Annotated in this window: 18 protein-coding genes; 2 read left to right on the forward strand and 16 right to left on the reverse strand. The window is 46.6% G+C overall.

The annotated features are described in order from the left end of the window. Window positions 1-141 precede the first annotated feature (141 nt). The 3 genes from OCV63_RS15030 to cysK form a co-directional block, all read right to left on the reverse strand. The gene (locus tag OCV63_RS15030; protein WP_158365122.1) at window positions 142-588 is read right to left on the reverse strand and encodes an RrF2 family transcriptional regulator; all 447 of its coding nucleotides are present in this window, start codon (window positions 586-588) and stop codon (window positions 142-144) included. Window positions 589-652: 64 nt separating this feature from the next. Beyond that, the gene (locus OCV63_RS15035; protein ID WP_158365123.1) at window positions 653-1,960 is read right to left on the reverse strand and encodes an O-acetylhomoserine aminocarboxypropyltransferase/cysteine synthase family protein; all 1,308 of its coding nucleotides are present in this window, start codon (window positions 1,958-1,960) and stop codon (window positions 653-655) included. Between the two features lie 57 nt (window positions 1,961-2,017). Further along, window positions 2,018-2,950: a cysteine synthase A gene (cysK, locus tag OCV63_RS15040; RefSeq protein WP_158365124.1), complete on the reverse strand. Its 933-nt coding sequence runs from the start codon at window positions 2,948-2,950 to the stop codon at window positions 2,018-2,020. Window positions 2,951-3,126: 176 nt separating this feature from the next. Between cysK and OCV63_RS15045 the strand changes: the two genes are divergently transcribed. Continuing rightward, the gene (locus OCV63_RS15045) at window positions 3,127-3,873 is read left to right on the forward strand and encodes a tRNA lysidine(34) synthetase (RefSeq protein WP_158365125.1); all 747 of its coding nucleotides are present in this window, start codon (window positions 3,127-3,129) and stop codon (window positions 3,871-3,873) included. A gap of 60 nt (window positions 3,874-3,933) precedes the next feature. Here the strand turns inward: OCV63_RS15045 and carB are convergent, their stop codons facing one another. The 7 genes from carB to OCV63_RS15080 form a co-directional block, all read right to left on the reverse strand. Further along, window positions 3,934-7,155: a carbamoyl-phosphate synthase large subunit gene (carB, locus tag OCV63_RS15050; RefSeq protein ID WP_158365126.1), complete on the reverse strand. Its 3,222-nt coding sequence runs from the start codon at window positions 7,153-7,155 to the stop codon at window positions 3,934-3,936. Window positions 7,156-7,193: 38 nt separating this feature from the next. Next, a complete protein-coding gene (gene dtd, locus OCV63_RS15055) occupies window positions 7,194-7,631 on the reverse strand; it encodes a D-aminoacyl-tRNA deacylase (RefSeq protein WP_158365127.1) in 438 nt (145 codons plus the stop codon). Between the two features lie 15 nt (window positions 7,632-7,646). After that, window positions 7,647-8,285 carry a cytidylate kinase-like family protein gene (locus OCV63_RS15060; RefSeq protein WP_158365128.1) on the reverse strand — a complete coding sequence of 213 codons (639 nt, stop codon included), beginning with the start codon at window positions 8,283-8,285 and terminating at the stop codon, window positions 7,647-7,649. A gap of 71 nt (window positions 8,286-8,356) precedes the next feature. Beyond that, window positions 8,357-8,878 carry a nitroreductase gene (locus OCV63_RS15065; RefSeq protein WP_158365129.1) on the reverse strand — a complete coding sequence of 174 codons (522 nt, stop codon included), beginning with the start codon at window positions 8,876-8,878 and terminating at the stop codon, window positions 8,357-8,359. Between the two features lie 144 nt (window positions 8,879-9,022). Continuing rightward, on the reverse strand, window positions 9,023-9,484 hold the full coding sequence (locus tag OCV63_RS15070) for an Hsp20/alpha crystallin family protein (protein ID WP_158365130.1): 462 nt from the start codon (window positions 9,482-9,484) through the stop codon (window positions 9,023-9,025). A 188-nt stretch (window positions 9,485-9,672) separates the two neighbouring features. Continuing rightward, a complete protein-coding gene (locus OCV63_RS15075; RefSeq protein WP_158365131.1) occupies window positions 9,673-10,158 on the reverse strand; it encodes an HD domain-containing protein in 486 nt (161 codons plus the stop codon). A 69-nt stretch (window positions 10,159-10,227) separates the two neighbouring features. Then, window positions 10,228-10,920, reverse strand: coding sequence for a Crp/Fnr family transcriptional regulator (locus tag OCV63_RS15080; protein ID WP_158365132.1), 693 nt, complete (start codon window positions 10,918-10,920; stop codon window positions 10,228-10,230). Between the two features lie 120 nt (window positions 10,921-11,040). Between OCV63_RS15080 and hcp the strand changes: the two genes are divergently transcribed. After that, window positions 11,041-12,645: a hydroxylamine reductase gene (gene hcp / locus OCV63_RS15085; RefSeq protein WP_158365133.1), complete on the forward strand. Its 1,605-nt coding sequence runs from the start codon at window positions 11,041-11,043 to the stop codon at window positions 12,643-12,645. A 130-nt stretch (window positions 12,646-12,775) separates the two neighbouring features. Here the strand turns inward: hcp and OCV63_RS15090 are convergent, their stop codons facing one another. From OCV63_RS15090 to OCV63_RS15115, 6 genes are all read right to left on the reverse strand, one after another. Continuing rightward, the gene (locus OCV63_RS15090) at window positions 12,776-13,822 is read right to left on the reverse strand and encodes a virulence RhuM family protein (RefSeq protein ID WP_158365134.1); all 1,047 of its coding nucleotides are present in this window, start codon (window positions 13,820-13,822) and stop codon (window positions 12,776-12,778) included. 57 nt (window positions 13,823-13,879) lie between these two features. Continuing rightward, complete coding sequence (locus OCV63_RS15095; protein ID WP_262670901.1) at window positions 13,880-14,716, reverse strand: YecA family protein; 837 nt, start codon at window positions 14,714-14,716, stop codon at window positions 13,880-13,882. Between the two features lie 63 nt (window positions 14,717-14,779). Next, window positions 14,780-15,229, reverse strand: a complete 450-nt coding sequence (locus tag OCV63_RS15100) for a hypothetical protein (RefSeq protein ID WP_262670902.1) — start codon at window positions 15,227-15,229, stop codon at window positions 14,780-14,782. Window positions 15,230-15,252: 23 nt separating this feature from the next. Beyond that, entirely contained in the window at window positions 15,253-15,747 is a 495-nt protein-coding gene (locus tag OCV63_RS15105) for an HNH endonuclease family protein (protein WP_262670903.1), read from the reverse strand. Between the two features lies 1 nt (window position 15,748). Further along, a complete protein-coding gene (locus tag OCV63_RS15110; RefSeq protein ID WP_416862064.1) occupies window positions 15,749-17,134 on the reverse strand; it encodes an MATE family efflux transporter in 1,386 nt (461 codons plus the stop codon). A gap of 124 nt (window positions 17,135-17,258) precedes the next feature. After that, on the reverse strand, window positions 17,259-18,431 hold the full coding sequence (locus OCV63_RS15115) for a M20 metallopeptidase family protein (protein WP_158365136.1): 1,173 nt from the start codon (window positions 18,429-18,431) through the stop codon (window positions 17,259-17,261). Between the last annotated feature and the right edge of the window lie 12 nt (window positions 18,432-18,443).

Here is an 18,443-nt window from a genome sequence, read left to right on the forward strand (position 1 = left end):
GTTTATTATTGATCAAGTACACACTTTTTGAACCCAAAACAAGAAAAACGCTTCTGGAGTGCTGACCAAAAGCGTTTTGTCTACAGTCTGAAATGAACTGTCATTATTATAACAGTTCATTTTCAAATTTCCTATTCTTTTTTAAATATAATACATATCCTGCCCGTTGGTCAGACGCTGCTGGTAATCAGCCTTCATCTCTTCCAGCGTAAGCTCTGTCAGAAAACGCTCCATGGCCTGGTTAATGGGGTTAATCAGGCGCTCCTGCATGGTCTCTGAGACAGCGTAACATCGGCTCTCCGGGGACACGTCTTCGTCCGCTATCCGATAAGAACCTTCCAGAATCTCCAGTACCTCAGCTACTGTGATGTATTTTGGATTCCGGGCAAGCTGATAGCCGCCCTGGGGGCCTTTTAAGGCCTTTACAAGCCCGGCACGGCGGAAGGAGGCAAATACCTGCTCCAAAAACTGCGCCGGAATTTCTCCGCGTTCTGCAATGTTGCTCAGGGAAACATACTGATTCTGCGGCGCGGAAGCCAGATCAATCAACGCCCGCAGTCCGTAGCGGCTCTTTTTCGAAAGCTGCATAAGTAAGTCCTCCTCATGAAAAAGATAAGGGGCAGATACATGATCCGCCCCTGTACTCAGTCTTTTACTGTACTGCCTTGAATGCCTCGTCCAGGTCCTGAATGATATCATCGATATTCTCAGTTCCGATGGAAAGACGGATGGTGTTCGGCTTAATGCCCTGATCCAGAAGCTCTTCCTCTGTGCACTGGCTGTGTGTGGTGGTCGCCGGATGAATAACCAGAGACTTCACGTCAGCTACATTTGCAAGCAGGGAGAACAGCTCCAGGTTGTCGATGAAGTCCTTTGCCTTCTGAGCATCGCCCTTGATTTCGAAGGTGAAGATAGAGCCGCCGCCGTTGGGGAAGTACTTCGCGTACAGTTCCTTCTGCTCCGGATCATCGGATACAGACGGATGATGAACCTTCTCTACCTGCGGATGATTGTTCAGATACTCTACGACCTTCAGAGCATTCTCTACATGGCGCTCTACACGGAGAGACAGTGTCTCCAGTCCCTGCAGGAAGAAGAATGCATGGAACGGGGAAATGGTTGCTCCGGTGTCACGCAGAAGGATGGCACGAATCTTGGTTACAAATGCTGCAGGTCCTACGGCCTTGGTAAAGCTGATGCCATGGTAGCTGGGGTTCGGCTCCGTCAGTGACGGGAACTTTCCGGATGCCTCCCAGTCGAACTTGCCGCTATCTACGATGACGCCGCCGATGGTGGTTCCATGGCCGCCGATGAACTTGGTAGCGGAATGTACTACGATATCTGCGCCGTACTCGATCGGGCGAACCAGATACGGGGTTGCAAAGGTATTATCTACTACCAGCGGGATTTTATGCGCGTGGGCGATCTTTGCCAGTCTCTCAATATCTACCACGTCGGAATTCGGGTTGCCCAGAGTTTCAATGTAAAGAGCCTTTGTGTTGTCCTGAATTGCTGCTTCCACCTCGTCGTAGTTGAAGATATCTACGAAGGTAGTTGTCACGCCGTATGCCGGAAGCGTATGCTCCAGAAGGTTGAAGCTTCCGCCGTAAATGTTCTTTGCGGATACGATATGATCTCCGCTCTGAGCCAGGTTCTCAATGGTGTAGGTGATAGCTGCTGCGCCGGACGCTACAGCCAGGGCCGCTACGCCGCCTTCCAGAGCTGCGATTCTCTTCTCAAACACGTCCTCTGTAGGGTTGGTCAGACGTCCGTAGATATTGCCGGCGTCTGCCAGTCCGAAACGTGCAGCCGCGTGGTCGCAGTTACGGAATACATAGGAAGAGGTCTGGTAAATCGGAACGGCTCTTGCGTCTGTTACCGGATCCGGCTGTTCCTGTCCTACATGAAGCTGAAGGGTTTCAAATTTGAATTTTCTCTGATCTCTTGTAATTTTACTCATTGGTTTTGCCCTCTCTTTATGGATTTTTGGTCATATTCTTTTATGGTAGAATATCTTTTACTCTGTGAAAAGCGGTGTGGAGTAATATCTGTCTCCGGTATCCGGGAGCAGTGCCACGATGGTTTTGCCCTTGTTCTCCGGGCGCTTTGCAAGCTGGATAGCTGCGTACAGAGCCGCGCCGGAGGAGATTCCTACCAGAACGCCTTCCTTTTTTGCCAGAAGCTTTGCAGTAGCAAAGGCATCATCATTTTCAATGGGAAGGATTTCATCGTAAATCTTGGTATTCAGTACATCCGGTACAAAGCCTGCGCCGATTCCCTGAATCTTATGGGGACCGCTCTTGCCTTCAGAAAGAACCGGGCTGCCTGCGGGCTCTACGGCTACAACCTTTACATCCGGCTTCTGGGACTTCAGGTACTCTCCTGTTCCGGTCAGGGTTCCGCCGGTGCCGACGCCTGCCACAAAGATGTCTACTGCTCCGTCTGTATCCTTCCAAATCTCCGGACCTGTAGTTGCTTTATGTGCTGCCGGGTTTGCCGGATTTACGAACTGTCCCGGGATAAAGCTGTTCGGGATTTCCTTTGCCAGCTCTTCTGCCTTGGCGATGGCTCCCTTCATACCCTTGGCGCCCTCGGTCAGAACCAGCTCTGCGCCATATGCTTTCAGGATATTTCTACGTTCTACACTCATGGTCTCCGGCATGGTCAGGATGATGCGGTATCCTTTGGCTGCCGCGATGGCTGCCAGGCCGATGCCGGTATTTCCGGAGGTCGGCTCAATGATTACGGAGCCCTCTTTCAGTGCTCCCTTTGCCTCTGCGTCCTCAATCATTGCTTTTGCGATACGGTCTTTTACGCTTCCGGCCGGATTGAAGTACTCAAGCTTTACCAGTACGGTTGCTTCCAATCCCAGCTCTTTTTCTACATTTGTAACCTCTACCAGAGGTGTGTTGCCGATGAGTCCTAATGTTCCCTTATAAATGTTTGCCATAGTGTTGTTCTCCTTTCAGTCTCCTCAAGTTCGGTTTGAATTTTCTTATATTTCCTATCTGTTTAGTAGTATATACTTGGTTTTTGAAATTGTCAATAGCTTTTTTCATCTTTTTCTGATAAACTAAGTAGGGAATTATTTTAGAAAATAATTTAAATAAGAAAGGATTCTTTAAAATGAAGTTACAGCAGCTTTTAAGCCATGTCCGCAAGGCCGTGGATACCTACCATATGATTGAGGACGGAGATCGCATTGCCATCGGCATCTCCGGCGGAAAGGACAGCCTGACCCTGCTCTATGCATTGCATGGACTTCAGCGCTTTTATCAAAAAAAATTTGAAATTGAAGCAATCACAGTCGATCTGGGATTCCCGGATTTTGATTTAAGCCCGATTCAGGCGCTCTGCGATGAGCTGGGCGTGCGATATACGATTGTGAAGACGGAGATCTACGACGTGGTGTTCAACATCCGGAAGGAAAGCAGTCCCTGCGCGCTCTGCGCCAAAATGCGCAAAGGTGCGCTCAATGAAGCGATTAAAGGCCTTGAGTGCAATAAGATTGCCTATGCCCATCACAAGGATGATGTGGTAGAGACGATGATGCTCTCCCTTCTATATGAAGGGCGGTTTCATTCATTTGATCCGGTAACTTATCTGGACCGGATGGATCTGACGGTGATTCGGCCACTGATGCTGGTGGACGAAGCGGATGTGATCGGCTTTAAAAATAAATATCACCTGCCGGTCTGTAAGAGTCCCTGTCCGGCGGATGGATTTACGAGGCGTGAGTATGCCAAGAACCTGGTCCGGCAGATCTGCCATGAGAATCCGGGGGCCAAGGAACGGATGTTCCGGGCGGTGCTGGATGGGCTTTATAAGCCCTTTGAGGATGCGGAGTATGTGCGGAATTTAATCCATTCCTGACACCAAAAATCGCCCGGCCTGTCGGCTCGGGCGATTTTCTGTTAAAGGGTTTATACTCTTTTACTCAATCTCTGCGTGAAGCTCCTGCAGGGACTTCACATCAAGCTTACCACCCTTGGCATTTACCTGACGGATACCCTCCGCAGTAGCGATAGCTGCCGCCATTGTGGTCATATAAGGAATCTTGCCCTTGATAGCTGCCTTGCGGACATAGCTGTCATCAAAGCGGCTCTCATTTCCGGAGGGCGTATTCACAATCAAATCAATCTTCTTATTGGCAATAGCGTCCAGGATATTCGGACGGCCCTCGCTCAGCTTCTTGATTTTCTCAGCCGGAATACCATCTTCTGTAATCATATCGTAGGTTTTTCCGGTTGCCATAATATGGAAACCATCCTGATGGAAGCCTCTTGCTACCTGAAGAAGCTCTTCCTTATCACGGTCGCTGACACTGATTAGAACCGTTCCGGACAGGGGAAGCGGCGTCTGTGTCGCTTCCTGCGCCTTGTAGAAGGCTTCTCCGAAGTTGGCCGCCAGTCCCAGTACCTCACCGGTAGAACGCATCTCCGGTCCCAGAATCGGGTCTACCTCCTGGAACATATTGAAGGGGAATACCGCCTCCTTCACGCCGTAATGATGGAATTTGCTCTCCTTAAGGCCGGGTACCGGGGAAGGAATACCGGTCAGCTCCTCTGTAATAACCTGGGTAGCCAGCTGTACCATCTGAATGTTGCAGACCTTGGATACCAGCGGCACCGTTCTGGACGCTCTCGGATTGGCCTCCAGTACAAATACCTTACCGTCCTCGATGGCATACTGCATATTCATCAGGCCGCAGACATGCATCTCTTCCGCAATCTTCTTTGTATATTCCTTAATCGTCTTTACATTCTCCTCTGAGATATTCAGAGAAGGCAGGATGCAGGCGGAATCTCCGGAATGAACGCCGGCCAGCTCAATATGCTCCATGACAGCCGGTACAAAGGCGTGGGTTCCGTCACAGATGGCATCTGCCTCGCACTCCATCGCGTGATGCAGGAAACGGTCAATCAGAATCGGACGATCCGGAGTCACGCCTACCGCTGCACGCATATATTCCTTCAGGCTCTCCGGTTCATGGACAACCTCCATACCGCGTCCGCCCAGTACATAGGAAGGACGCACCATAACCGGATAACCGATGCGCTCGGCAATTTTCAGAGCTTCCTCCACATCAACGGCCATACCTGCCTCCGGCATGGGGATATTCAGCTTCTCCATGATAGCGCGGAACTGATCCCGATCCTCTGCCAGGTCGATGATCTCCGGGCTGGTTCCCAGAATCCGGACTCCATTTTTTTCCAGATCTGCTGCCAGATTCAGCGGCGTCTGTCCGCCAAACTGGGCAATAACACCTACCGGCTTCTCCTTCTCGTGGATACTTAAGACGTCCTCCAGAGTCAGCGGCTCAAAATACAGCTTATCGGAGGTATCGTAATCGGTAGATACGGTTTCCGGATTACAGTTTACAATGATGGTCTCGAAACCAAGCTTCTTCAGGGCAATTGCCGCGTGTACACAGCAATAGTCAAATTCGATACCCTGACCGATTCGGTTGGGACCGCCGCCCAGAATCATAATTTTCTGCTTATCTGTGCTGACCGGGTTTTTATCCGGCGCATTGTAGGTGGAATAATAGTAAGCGCTGTCCTTGGTTCCGCTTACATGAACGCCCTCCCAGCTTTCTGTTACGCCGATGGCTGTTCGCGCGTTGCGGATATCTGCTTCCGGAACCTCCAGAAGCTGGCTTAAATAACGATCTGCGAAGCCGTCTTTTTTAGCCTGTGTCAGGATCTCTGCGGGCGGTACCTGTCCCTTATAAGTTAAGAGCTTCTCTTCCTCCTCAACCAGTTCCCGCATCTGATTCAGGAAATAATCTTTGATTTTCGTCAGCTCAAAGAGCTCTGCATTGGTTGCGCCCTTCCGGATAGCCTCATACATAATGAACTGGCGTTCGCTGGTAGCTGTATGCAGCATGTGCAGCAACTCTTCCTTGGATTTTTCATGGAAATCCTTCGCGAATCCAAGACCGTAACGGCCAATCTCCAGACTACGGATGGCTTTCTGAAAGGCTTCCTTATAATTTTTACCGATACTCATAACCTCGCCAACGGCGCGCATCTGCGTACCCAGCTTATCCTCCACGCCCTTGAACTTTTCAAAAGCCCAGCGCGCGAACTTAATTACGATATAATCTCCGTCCGGAACATAGCGATCCAGTGTGCCGTATTTTCCGCAGGGAATCTCGTCCAGTGTCAGGCCGGACGCCAGCATAGCGGAAACCAGCGCAATGGGGAAGCCGGTTGCCTTGGAAGCCAGTGCGGAGGAGCGTGAGGTACGGGGATTGATCTCGATGACAATATCCCGGTCTGTCTTCGGGTCATGAGCCCACTGCACATTGGTGCCTCCAATAACCTGAATAGCCTCTACAATCTTATAGGACTTCTCCTGAAGACGCTTCTGTACATGCTCCGGAATGGTCAGCATGGGTGCGGAACAGAAGGAATCTCCGGTATGCACGCCAAGCGGGTCGATATTTTCAATAAAGCATACGGTGATGATGTTATTTTTGCTGTCCCGGACTACCTCCAGCTCCAGCTCTTCCCAACCGAGAATGGACTCTTCCACCAGAACCTGGCCTACCAGACTGGCCTGCAGACCTCTGGCTACTACCGTTTTCAGCTCTTCTACATTGTATACAAGGCCGCCGCCTGCGCCGCCCATCGTGTAAGCCGGACGGAGAACAACCGGGTAGCCCAGTTTATCCGCAATAGCTACTGCCTCGTCTACGGTATAGGCAACTTCGCTGCGTGCCATCTCAATTCCCAGGCTGTCCATGGTGTGCTTGAACTCAATCCGGTCCTCGCCGCGCTCGATGGCGTCTACCTGCACGCCGATAACCTTAACGTCATATTTATCCAGGACGCCTGCCTTCGCCAGCTCGGAGCAAAGATTAAGACCGGACTGTCCGCCGAGGTTCGGCAATAAGGCATCTGGTCTTTCTTTTTCAATAATCTGAGTCAGCCGCTCCACATTCAACGGCTCAATATACGTAACGTCTGCGGTTCCCGGATCTGTCATAATGGTCGCCGGATTGGAGTTTACGAGAACGATCTCGTAGCCCAGCTTCTTCAGCGCCTTGCAGGCCTGTGTGCCGGAATAATCGAATTCGCAGGCCTGACCGATAATAATCGGGCCGGAACCGATAATCATTACTTTGTGGATATCCTGTCTTTTACCCATGTTTTCTCTCCCTGTATTTATATTGTAAATTTTTGTTTCTATGATTCTAATAAAATGGTAAATGGTCCGTCATTTAAAAGCTCTACTTTCATATCTGCGCCAAACTCTCCCTGTTCAACCACAGCCACTTCTTTTTTGCAGCTTTCAATGATGTATTCGTAGAGCTCATTTGCCATATCCGGACCCGCCGCCTCTGTAAATCCCGGCCGGTTTCCATGTCTGCAGTCCGCATACAGTGTAAACTGGGAAACCAACAGAAGCCCCCCGTTCACATCCTTCAGGGACTTGTTGATCTTCCCGTTTTCATCCGCAAAAATACGCAGGCCAATCATTTTCTTCACCAGACGGTCTGCGTCCTCTTTTGTATCCTCTTTCCCCACACCAATCAGCACCAGATAACCCTGATTGATACGGCCGATGGTTTCCTCATGCACCGTCACCGATGCATGGGAAACCCGCTGTATCACAAATTTCATTTTAAATATATACTCCTAGATTTTTTCGTGCTCCCGCTCCTTATAGGCCATGAACTCGCGAATCATATGAATCGTGCCATCGATACCCAGCGTCGCTGTATTCAGAGACAGATCGTATCCTGCCGCGTCGCCCCATTTCTTACTGGTATAGTAATTATAGTAGCTGGCACGGCGCTTATCCGTCTTGACAATCAGATCCTTAGCCTTGGCGTCGGTCAGATCATGACGTCTCGCGATCCGCACGACGCGATCCTGCATATCCGCATGCAGGAATACATTGACCACATTCGGGAAATCTGCCAATGCATAGTCAGCGCAGCGCCCTACGATGACACAGGGGCCTTCCTTGGCGATATTCTTAATGGCGTCAAACTGCGCCAGGAAAATCTTGTGGTTCAGGGGCATCTCTGAGAAAGAAGACGTGGTATATCCCAGAGAATAAGTATCCATCACCAGCGAATAGAGGAAGCTGTTGGTCGGCTTCTCGTCGTGATTTTCGAAAATCTCCTGGCAGAGGCCGCTGTCCTTGGCCGCTCTCTCCAGCAATGCTTTGTCATAAAAGGGAACGTTTAACTCTTCCGCAAGCTGTTTTCCGATGTCGTGTCCGCCGCTTCCATACTGGCGTCCGATGGTAATAATTGTGTTATTTGCCATAAAATCATTCTCCCTTCCAGTTGTTCTTGTCTATATTATACAACATTTTGCAGGGAAATGGAACCTGAAAATTATTCCGCGTAATAAACATAGGAAGCCTTCCGTTCCTTAGGCTCCTTCGCCGGTTCTGCCGCATAACCCAGCACACAGTGGCCGATGCCCTCATAATCTCCTTCAACCCCGAGAGCTTTCAGGATTCCCTTGCCTTCCTCACTCTCGAATTCCTCTTTCGCCCGGTGAATCCAGCAGCTTCCAAGTCCCAGATCCGCAGCGGCCAGCATCAGATTGCCCATCACGAGGCTGCCGTCGTATACATGCGTCGGTTTGTTCTTGTCTGCCAGCACCACCAGTACCACCGGAGCGCCATAGAACGGATCCGCTTTTGAACCCATAATTTCTGCATTCATCTTTGAAAGCTTATCCCGCAGCTCCTTATTCGTCACGGCAATGATAATCGGGGACTGCATTCCCATTCCGGTCGGCGCCCAGGTGCCGGCCTCCAGTACTTTATCAAGCAGCTCCTTCGAAACCATATCCGGCTTAAAATTCCGGCAGCTTCTTCTTTCTTTGATGGTTTTTAATGTCTCAGCCATGATGTATCACTCCTTTCGTTTTCCCAATTATAGCATGACGGTATTGCTTTTGCACCCCATTTTCACATTTTTTCGCACCCTTTTTAGCGAAATCAATCCATAAAAAGGAGCCCCGCCGCTTCCGCGGCGAGGCTCCTCGCTCCATTATCCTTCGATGGAGATGTATTTTGACGTCTCGACTTCCGGTTTTTCTTCCTTCTTCGGGATGACCAGCTTCAGGATACCATGCTTAAACTCGCCCTTGATATCCTCCTGCTTTACGCCTTCACCTACATAGAAGCTTCTCTGGCAGGATCCTGCGTAACGCTCCTTGCGGATGTACTTTGCAGTTTCCTTCTCCTGCTCATCTACGTCCAGGCCTCTTGCTGCGCTGATGGTCAGATAACCATTTTCCAGAGAAACCTTGATTTCGTCCTTCTTGAATCCCGGGAGATCCATCTCCAGCTCATATGCTTTATCGGTATCCTTGATATCCGTCTTCATCAGGTTCTTACCTCTGCGGCCATACAGCTTCTTTTCCAGCTTCTGCATGTCTCTGTCATCATAGAACGGAAACTCAAACAAATCATCAAAGAAATCTTTTCCAAATACACTCGGTGTTAACATAGTAAACGCTCCTTTTTTATGTCTCATACAATAGGTCACTGTCTTGAGGTTCCATTTCCTTTTCCCTCTTGACAATTATGTTATAGTCCTTTTTGTTAGCACTGTCAAGAGGTGAGTGCTAATTTTTTTGTGAAAAATTTGTGAACGCTATAAGCTGTGCATGGCGTATCCCTAAAGCTATTGTCATGTCAAATATGAAACATCTCCCTGCAAATCATTTTTCCACATGCTGTTTTAAAAATATTATGATAGACTTTTAAAGCTGCTTCTTTCGATAAGCCATCCTCCATGATGTTTACCAGAAAATCAGCCTCTACCAAGATCTGATAATCCATTTCATCAATATTATTATAGGTATGATGATGTGCAATCAAATACTGAACCCGATCAGATACATCCTGATCAAAGCCTAATTCTCCAAGTAGCTTTTCTGCAATTGCAGGGCCTTCTTTTTCCTGTAATTTTCCATTGCAATTTCCATATTTTTCTTCGCAGAAATGAATTCCAATATCATGTGTCAAAGCCGCCGCTTCAATGGTAAACAGGCATTTTTTATCCACATTTTCCATTTCCGCTATCAATTTTGCATAACTATGCACTTTGCAAAAATGTTGAATTCTCTTTGCATCTCCTCGATATAATTCAATCATTGCCAAATGTAATTTATTTATCATTGAAAGCTTCCTCCTTTTTCACATATAACAGCCTTAAAATTAATCCTGTGTTTTCCATGATATAAGATATCACATTTTTATTCTTGTATCTACATCACCGGAAACAGCTAATTCAAAATGATTTCGATTTGTTTTTATAAAGCCTTCTTTTTGTAATTTTGATATTTCTGTAGACATTGCCGCCCGATCAATACAAAGATAATCCGCCAGCTGCTGCCGGTCAAAAGGAATGTCAAAGGACAAAGACGAATGTCTGATGGATTCTGCTGACAGATATGACAGTAGTTTATCCCTGGTCGTTCGCTTGCCAACATGCGTGATCTTATCGTTCAGGAGCAGTATCTTATTTGCCAGCACACTGACCAGGTTACGAATCAGCTTCTGATGATGTCCGCATGCAGTCGGGCAGGTAACCAGAAGCCTCTGGACATTTAACAGGATAATCTCACAATCCTCATCTGCTATCACACTGATATTCAGAACAGCACCCGGACTTGCTGCATAGGGCTCCCCAAAGAAATCACCGACGTGACATTTTGACAGAATATTCCGATGTCCCCAAAGGTCTTCCTGTATCACAAGAACACAGCCTGACGCTACAAGTCCCATTACCTCAGTAGAATCCCCCGCTCTGAAAATATAAGCGTCTCGTTCTTTGGAAATGGTTGTTGCCTTTACGCAATGCAATATGGATACTATTTCGTTATCCGTAAGGCCTTTAAAGAAAGGACTGTTTCTCAGGATGGGTAAATATTTTTTCAAAATCGCTCCTTCTGTTGGGAATCAAACATACAAGTTGTATTTATTGTATTATAGTTCTAACAGAAACGAAAGTCAAATGTTAAAAACCGCTTCAAAATGGAGTGAAAGGAGAATACGAAAATGAATACAAAAATGTTTTGTTATCAGTGTGAACAGACAGTGGGATGCACCGGCTGCACAGGAAATGCTGGTGTCTGTGGGAAAAAAGCAGATACTGCCAGATTACAGGACGAACTGACCGGGGCATTGATTGGTCTTGCAAGAGTGGTCGACGGCGCAGAAACCATTTCCAAAAGAACTTCACAAATTATAATGGAAGGACTGTTTACCACCGTTACGAATGTAAGCTTTGATGATACAGCAATTGAAACTATGATACAAAAAATCAGAGCTGAGAAGGAAAGACTGGTTTCTGATTGCAGCAAATGTCAGTCAACCTGCGGAAAAACCGACGAATACGATATGCAGCAGCTGTGGAATGCCAATGAAGATATCCGTTCCCTGAAGTCTCTTATTCTTTTCGGGATTCGCGGAATGGCAGCCTATGCCTATCACGCAAATGTTCTGAATTACGAAGATGCCGAAGTGAATCGCTTCTTCTGCGAAGCATTATCTCAGATTGGTTATGAAGAAAGTGCGGACGCTCTGCTTCCTACTGTACTGAAAGTAGGAGAAATCAACCTGAAGTGTATGGCACTTCTTGATAAGGCAAATACCGAAACCTATGGAACGCCAGAACCAACCGATGTTACGCTCACCATAGAAAAAGGACCTTTTATTGTCGTGACCGGACATGATCTGAAAGACCTGCAGCTTCTGCTTGAACAGACGGAAGGGAAAGGAATCAACATCTATACGCATGGTGAAATGCTCCCCGCCCATGCTTATCCGTTCTTAAAGAAATTTTCACACTTAAAGGGGAATTTTGGAACCGCATGGCAGAATCAGCAGAAAGAGTTTGATCATCTTCCAGCTCCGATTCTTTACACTACCAACTGTCTGATGCCGCCCAAAAGCAGCTACGCTGACAGAGTATTTACAACCGAAGTGGTTGCCTTCCCAGGCGCTGTCCATATCGACGAGAAGAAAGATTTCACACCGGTCATTGAAAAAGCACTGGAGCTGGGTGGTTACAAAGAAGATCCGATACTCACAGGTATCAACGGCGGTACAAAAGTGACCACCGGTTTTGGCCATGCAGCTATCCTGTCCCACGCAGGAACTGTAGTAGACGCCGTAAAATCAGGCGCAATCCGCCATTTCTTCCTGGTTGCAGGCTGTGATGGTGCTAAGCCAGGTCGGAACTATTATACAGAATTTGTAAAACAGACGCCTTCTGACAGTATGATCCTCACCCTGGCGTGCGGAAAATTCCGTTTCAATGATCTCGATCTGGGCGAAATCGGCGGGCTGCCGCGACTGATGGATATGGGACAGTGTAATGACGCTTATGGCGCAATCCAGGTTGCCGTGGCACTTGCGGACGCTTTTGGATGTTCCGTAAATGAGCTTCCGCTTTCCTTCGTTCTCTCTTGGTACGAACAGAAGGCCGTCTGCATCCTGTTAACGCTTCTGCACCTGGGTATCAAAAACATCCGTCTTGGTCCTTCTCTTCCGGCGTTTTTGTCTCCCAATATTCTGAATTTTCTGGTGGAAAATTATGGAATTGCACCGATTACTACACCGGAGGAAGACATCAAAACACTGCTGAACCCTAACAAATAAAGTTTTAACTGTTCCGTTCCTTCACGGTTACAAGGCTTTCAAATTATCTATAGAATCAATAAAGCCGATGCAGGATTCAACGTTCGCATCGACTTTATTGATTTTAATTATCTTTCACATTTGTAATCATTTACTTCTTCGCGTTCTCTTCCAGTTCCAGCATATACTTATCAAAATCAGACATGAACAACCTATCCTGTATAACGCGATATTTTTCAAATTCAGTTTCAGCTTTTGCCTTGGCAATCTCAGCAGTAATTTTGCCTGCATCCTGAAGAACCTCTCTGTCATCAGCCATCAGGAACAAATCCAGTCGCTTTGACCAATCCTCCATCGTCATTGGAATGTGACGTTCTGCACGGTCCTCTGCCAAATCCAGATAAGCAGATACGATACGCTCTAATGAACGCATTTCCTGCTCTGAAAGATAATTCTTAGCAATGCTCACATCACTTTTTACAATCTTTCCTTCCGGTGCTGACGCCCATGTAGTTAATCCCATGTGTGGCTTATCCGCATCTGCTCGCTCGTAAATCAACTCCGCTGCTGTATGTCCATGAACTGCATAATGCATCTTGTTCTGCACTTTTGCAAAGAACTGCTTGGTTGTTTTAGCTGTTCGGTCATAATCCAGAGCTGTAGCATAGATGTCCGTTATCTTCTGATAAAATCTACGCTCAGAGAGGCGGATTTCACGAATCTGCTCAAGCAAACGGTCAAAGTATTCTACTGTAAGCATAGATCCACCATTTTTCAGGCGTTCATCATCCATGACCCAACCTTTGATGGTGTAGTCCTTCACGATGCCATTGGCCCACTTGCGAAACTGTACTGCTCGCTCATTATTAACCTTGAAACCGACCGCAATAATCATTTGAAGATTATAATGTTTCGTATCACGAGTGACCTGGCGTGAACCTTCGGTTTGAACTATCCGGAATTTCCGGATAGTTGCTTCTTCCTCAAGTTCTGAGTCGGAATAAATCTTCTTAATATGCTCATTGATTGTACGAACATCCACATCATACAGTGTGGCCATCATCTTCTGTGTCAGCCATATATTCTCATCCTCATAGCGCATCTCAATGCTGTCCTGCTGATCACCGATAGATGCAACATAAATCAGGTATTCTGCTGCGCTGGAACGGATGGTTATCTCATCTTTTTTCTTTTTCAAATAGGAGGCCTCCTTCCCCAACAAATTACTCTATAATAAACTAATTTCTACATACTCTCATCGTCCGTGACAACGCTTATACTTCTTTCCGCTTCCGCACGGACACAATTCATTGCGGCCTATCTTCTTCGGCCATTTTACTCTTTTCTGAACCATAATAGGAATTTTTCCATCATACATAAGTTCAAGTTCCCTCAGACGATACAAATATTCAGAGATACCCAATATAGCTTGAAACATATGCATAGCTTCATTTTCAAACTGAAGAAGGTGTTCTGTTTTCTTTTTTGTTTTGTCTTTCGGATTAGGAATATACGTTATCAGCTGGTCTACTGAATTGTATTCAACATCATTATGACCGATAGCATTTCTCAATTTCGCATTCACGAATGTTTTCAAAAAGCCTGTGTAAACTTCAGAATCCAAACAGAAATGATATCTTGATGCTTTTGTGAGTTTAATATAGTCCTCCAAAGAATTTACATTCTTCTCAATCGGATTCATAGCATTTATATCAGACCTGTATTTAATATTATTGAGCGCTACAGGTATAACCAACAAATTGCCCAATGCCTCATAAGCATCCAAATAGAACTGTTTTACGCTATCAAAACTACTTGTTGTAGAACCTTCATGTTCAAAATCAAAAGAGTTCTCTTTGCAGTATTGTATAGCTAGTGCAGGTATAAGTCTTTGATATACTGTCATAAACTCATCGTAGACCTTATAGACAAGCTCCTGTAATTCTTCAAGGTGGAACCCATCATGAGAATTAAGAAACTCAATTAAGTTCTTCATTTGTGCTGAATCCATTTTCAATATTCCTGCACTAAATGAAAGATCATTAAGGATATCTTTTCTTAGTGCCGAATAAAGACCATGTACCTCAATCATGTGAACAGCTCTCAATGTTTCCGATTCATCTCGACATTGAAAAAACTGACCGGAAAATTCCTTTTAAATCTCTTGGATTAGATGCTCGCTATTATTTTTCGCTAAGGTAAGAATTCTTTTGTAGTTCTTCCACTTTTTAGCGGTTGCATTTAATTGGGATACAGCTTGTACAAATTCTTCATAAGAGTCATCTGTCTTCATACAATTCATATATCGAATAAACGGTGTTACTACCAAGCCCTCTAAGTCGGCTGCTTCTGCTTGTTTTGCTGTTGGAAACTCACCGGAGCATTCAACAACATAATCCGCGTTCTCGTCCTGAGCATCATCAGCATTATCAAAGGAGAAATTTAAACCCGGACAGTCTTGCCCTATTTTCACTTTACCAGACAAAGAAGTTCCACATTTACCGCATGTTACTTCTATCGGGTGTTCCTCTTGCCAGCCAACTTGTAAACGCACTCTAGTAATACATCCACAAACTTGGCATTTTATAAAAGTATTAAACACCATGAAAACTTTCTCCTTTCTCCGGATTATATAAACATGTCATCATTCCAAACAAGTTTTACCAAATCAACGAGAACAGCAATTCTCTCAGTAATCTCATTCTTACCAAATGGTGCATAAGCTTTAAATCCAAGAGAATTATCAGCAATAAATTTCTTGAATTTAGGGTTATTCTGGTACGCTAATTCACCAAGTGATTCCGTGTAGATATTGCCTTCGTTAGAGCAATACTTCTTAAGCTTATAATCATATTTTGCATCATTTAAGCTTGCATTGATGCTCTTGTGAAGAAGTAATAAAGCACCGATGCTATTTCTCCAACATCTAAAATCATCTTGGTCAGAATACTCTGCCGTAAACCATTCATAATGGTCTGTAATAATATGCTCAATCTCAAACGGATTCTTTGTTTGAGTATTCACGTAATTACAATAATTTGAGGCAACACCAGTCTGTTCTTCAATATATCCAGTAATACGCGCAAGGATATTCTTGATATATTTCTTAGTAATATCTCGCAAATTACAGAGCTTCCGTACCCATTTTTTTCAGCTCCCCGGCCAGGAAAATTCCGGAAATCACAGCGGCCAGGCAGTCTGCGATGGGGCCCGCGTACATGATACCGTCAATCCCCAGGAACAGGGGCAGGATAACCAATAAGGGCAGCAGGAAAATAATCTGCCGGGTCAGAGACAGGAAGGTTCCCTTCTTCGGCTTTCCGATGGAGGAAAAGAAGGTGGAGGACATGGGCTGCAGGTTATTGATAAAGGTAAAGAACAGGTAAATCCGGAAATACCGCTCCGCAAAGGAAAAGTACAGATCTGACCCATTTCCGAACAGAGCCGTGATCTGTAATGGGAAAATCTGGAACAAACAGAAGGCGGTAATACAAATGATCTGTCCTGCCGACAGGCTCAGGAAAATGACCTTCTTTACCCGGTCATAATTTTTCGCGCCGTAATTGAAGCTGGCAATGGGCTGCATTCCCTGGGCAATTCCGATACAGAAAGCAAAAAACATAAAGCTGACCTTATTGATAATGCCGGAGCAGGCCAGCGGAATGGCCTCTCCGTATACAGACAGGGCGCCGTAATGGCGCAGGGAATTGTTCATAACAATCTGCACCAGCATCATAGCAAGCTGGTTAAAGCACTGAGCCATACCCAGCGTCATGGCGTAGCCCAGATAAATCATTCTGGGCCGGAGATGCTCTCTGGTAAAGGGTCCTGCCTTATAGTGACGGAGATACCGGAACACCAGAAAGGCAGAGATTATCTGGCCGGTGATCGTAGCAAGGGCCGCTCCGGTCATTCCCATCTTGAAGCCGAAAATCAGAATCGGATCCAGAATGGTATTGATGAGAGCTCCGGTCAGGTTACAGGCCATGGAATAATTGGGGCTTCCGTCTGCCCGGACCAGATGAGCTCCGCCGGAGGTCAGAATCAGAAACGGAAATCCAACGGCTACAATACGTACGTATTCCCGGGCCAGTCCCAGGACATTATCCGGCGAACCGAAAAAGATCAGCATGGGATCCAGGAAAAGCTCCGCAATCAGAAACAGCACAATGCCGCTTCCAAACATCATGACCGCCGCGTTTCCAATGTAATAAAGGGCCTTATCCTTCTCGCCCCGTCCCATGGACAGGTTAAAGGCGGAGGCCGCTCCGATACCGAACAACAGGGCCAGGGCGGTACAGCTGGTGGTCAGGGGAAAAGCCACATTGGTCGCTGCGTTTCCCAGCTCCCCGATACTGTGGCCGATAAAAATCTGGTCAACCATATTGTAAAGGGCATTGACCAGCATGGCTACAATGCTGGGAACCGCGAACCTTCGAAGAAGTCGGCCCACCGGTTCTGTGCCCAGAGGATTGATCTGTGTTGTATTTGTCTGTGTCATTTCATTCATCTTCCGTATCCCTTTTCATTTTAAAATAGTCAGTTCATTCTATTATAGCGTTCTTTATCCTCTCTGTAAAGAAATGACATGAAAAAAGGATTCCGTCAATATACATTGGAATCCTTTTTTCATGTTATTTCTCTCGGATTTTATTCCATTTTGTCAATGCGTCTATAGCAACCTGCGCATAAATAGCTGCTCCGCTGTGAAGCATCTCATCCTCTACCTGGAAATTACCATTATGTCCGGGACCATGTCCGCCGCCGCCTAAAAAATAATAAGCGCTAGGAGCCACATTTCCGAAATCACCAAAATCGTCTCCGGCCATGATTTGTGGATAATCAAACAGCAAATCCGGCGAATCCAGAATCTTCGCGGCGCTTTCCGCTACAATTTCCATGACTTTCGCATCGTTGATAACCGGCTGTGTGTGAATCTTAAACTGTACCTCTGCGGTACAGCCGTAAGCCGCAGCTACATTTTCTGCCACTTCCTTTAAAAGCACCGGTATCTTCTCATTCAGTTTCCTCTCAAAATAACGGCAGGTGCCTTCAATGCAGCAGGTATCTGGGATGATATTGAAGGCAGTACCACCGCTTATCTTTCCAACAGAAACCACCAGCGGCCACTGAGCCGGAATACGGCGGGATACGATACTCTGCAAGTTAGAAACCACCTGGCACATGGCAGTCAATGCATCGCATGATTCCTGCGGGGTTGCGCCATGAGCAGCCTTTCCATGCACGGTAATACCAAACCATGTCGTTGCTGCCAGAGCCGGCCCCGGACAGCAGCCGATACTGCCTACCTGATAATCTGGGGCACTGTGAATGCCAAAGCACATATCCGCATCTTTCGCGGCGCCTTGGGAAATCACTGTCTGCGCGCCCTTGCCATTTTCTTCTCCAGGCTGGAACACAAAACGAACACGACCGGGGAGTTCTTCTTTATATTTATTCAAAATTTTCAGTGCTCCCAACAGCATCGTTCCATGTGTATCATGTCCGCAGGCGTGCATGATGCCTTCGGTCTGTGACGCATAAGAAAGTCCCGTCGTCTCCTGAATCGGCAGGGCATCAATATCCGCACGAAGCAGTATCAGAGGACCGTCCTCCTTTCCCACAAGCTCTGTCATCAAACCCGTGGGCTCAAATCTCTGAAAGGCAATCCCCCATTCCTCCAGTTTCCTCGCAAACTGCTCTGTAGTGCGGAATTCCTGCATACTGAGCTCCGGATGCATATGTAAGTCATGCCGGAATTCTGTCAGAAAGGGCTGCAACTCCAGCGCATCTTTTTTTATATCCATTCTTCTTCTCCT

The sequence above is a fragment of the Laedolimicola ammoniilytica genome, from assembly GCF_025567165.1.
Lineage (GTDB): Bacteria > Bacillota > Clostridia > Lachnospirales > Lachnospiraceae > Laedolimicola > Laedolimicola ammoniilytica.

What these genes read in the sequence shown, in the direction of transcription:
- cysK (WP_158365124.1), bottom strand. Translation starts at nt 2,950, where the DNA reads ATGGCAAACATTTATAAGGGAACATTAGGACTCATCGGCAACACACCT.
- hcp (WP_158365133.1), top strand. Translation starts at nt 11,041, where the DNA reads ATGAATACAAAAATGTTTTGTTATCAGTGTGAACAGACAGTGGGATGC.
- OCV63_RS15045 (WP_158365125.1), top strand. Translation starts at nt 3,127, where the DNA reads ATGAAGTTACAGCAGCTTTTAAGCCATGTCCGCAAGGCCGTGGATACC.
- OCV63_RS15060 (WP_158365128.1), bottom strand. Translation starts at nt 8,285, where the DNA reads ATGGCAAATAACACAATTATTACCATCGGACGCCAGTATGGAAGCGGC.
- OCV63_RS15115 (WP_158365136.1), bottom strand. Translation starts at nt 18,431, where the DNA reads ATGGATATAAAAAAAGATGCGCTGGAGTTGCAGCCCTTTCTGACAGAA.
- OCV63_RS15030 (WP_158365122.1), bottom strand. Translation starts at nt 588, where the DNA reads ATGCAGCTTTCGAAAAAGAGCCGCTACGGACTGCGGGCGTTGATTGAT.
- OCV63_RS15095 (WP_262670901.1), bottom strand. Translation starts at nt 14,716, where the DNA reads ATGATTGAGGTACATGGTCTTTATTCGGCACTAAGAAAAGATATCCTT.
- OCV63_RS15075 (WP_158365131.1), bottom strand. Translation starts at nt 10,158, where the DNA reads ATGATAAATAAATTACATTTGGCAATGATTGAATTATATCGAGGAGAT.
- OCV63_RS15035 (WP_158365123.1), bottom strand. Translation starts at nt 1,960, where the DNA reads ATGAGTAAAATTACAAGAGATCAGAGAAAATTCAAATTTGAAACCCTT.
- carB (WP_158365126.1), bottom strand. Translation starts at nt 7,155, where the DNA reads ATGGGTAAAAGACAGGATATCCACAAAGTAATGATTATCGGTTCCGGC.
- OCV63_RS15070 (WP_158365130.1), bottom strand. Translation starts at nt 9,484, where the DNA reads ATGTTAACACCGAGTGTATTTGGAAAAGATTTCTTTGATGATTTGTTT.
- OCV63_RS15065 (WP_158365129.1), bottom strand. Translation starts at nt 8,878, where the DNA reads ATGGCTGAGACATTAAAAACCATCAAAGAAAGAAGAAGCTGCCGGAAT.
- dtd (WP_158365127.1), bottom strand. Translation starts at nt 7,631, where the DNA reads ATGAAATTTGTGATACAGCGGGTTTCCCATGCATCGGTGACGGTGCAT.
- OCV63_RS15110 (WP_416862064.1), bottom strand. Translation starts at nt 17,134, where the DNA reads ATGAATGAAATGACACAGACAAATACAACACAGATCAATCCTCTGGGC.
- OCV63_RS15100 (WP_262670902.1), bottom strand. Translation starts at nt 15,229, where the DNA reads ATGGTGTTTAATACTTTTATAAAATGCCAAGTTTGTGGATGTATTACT.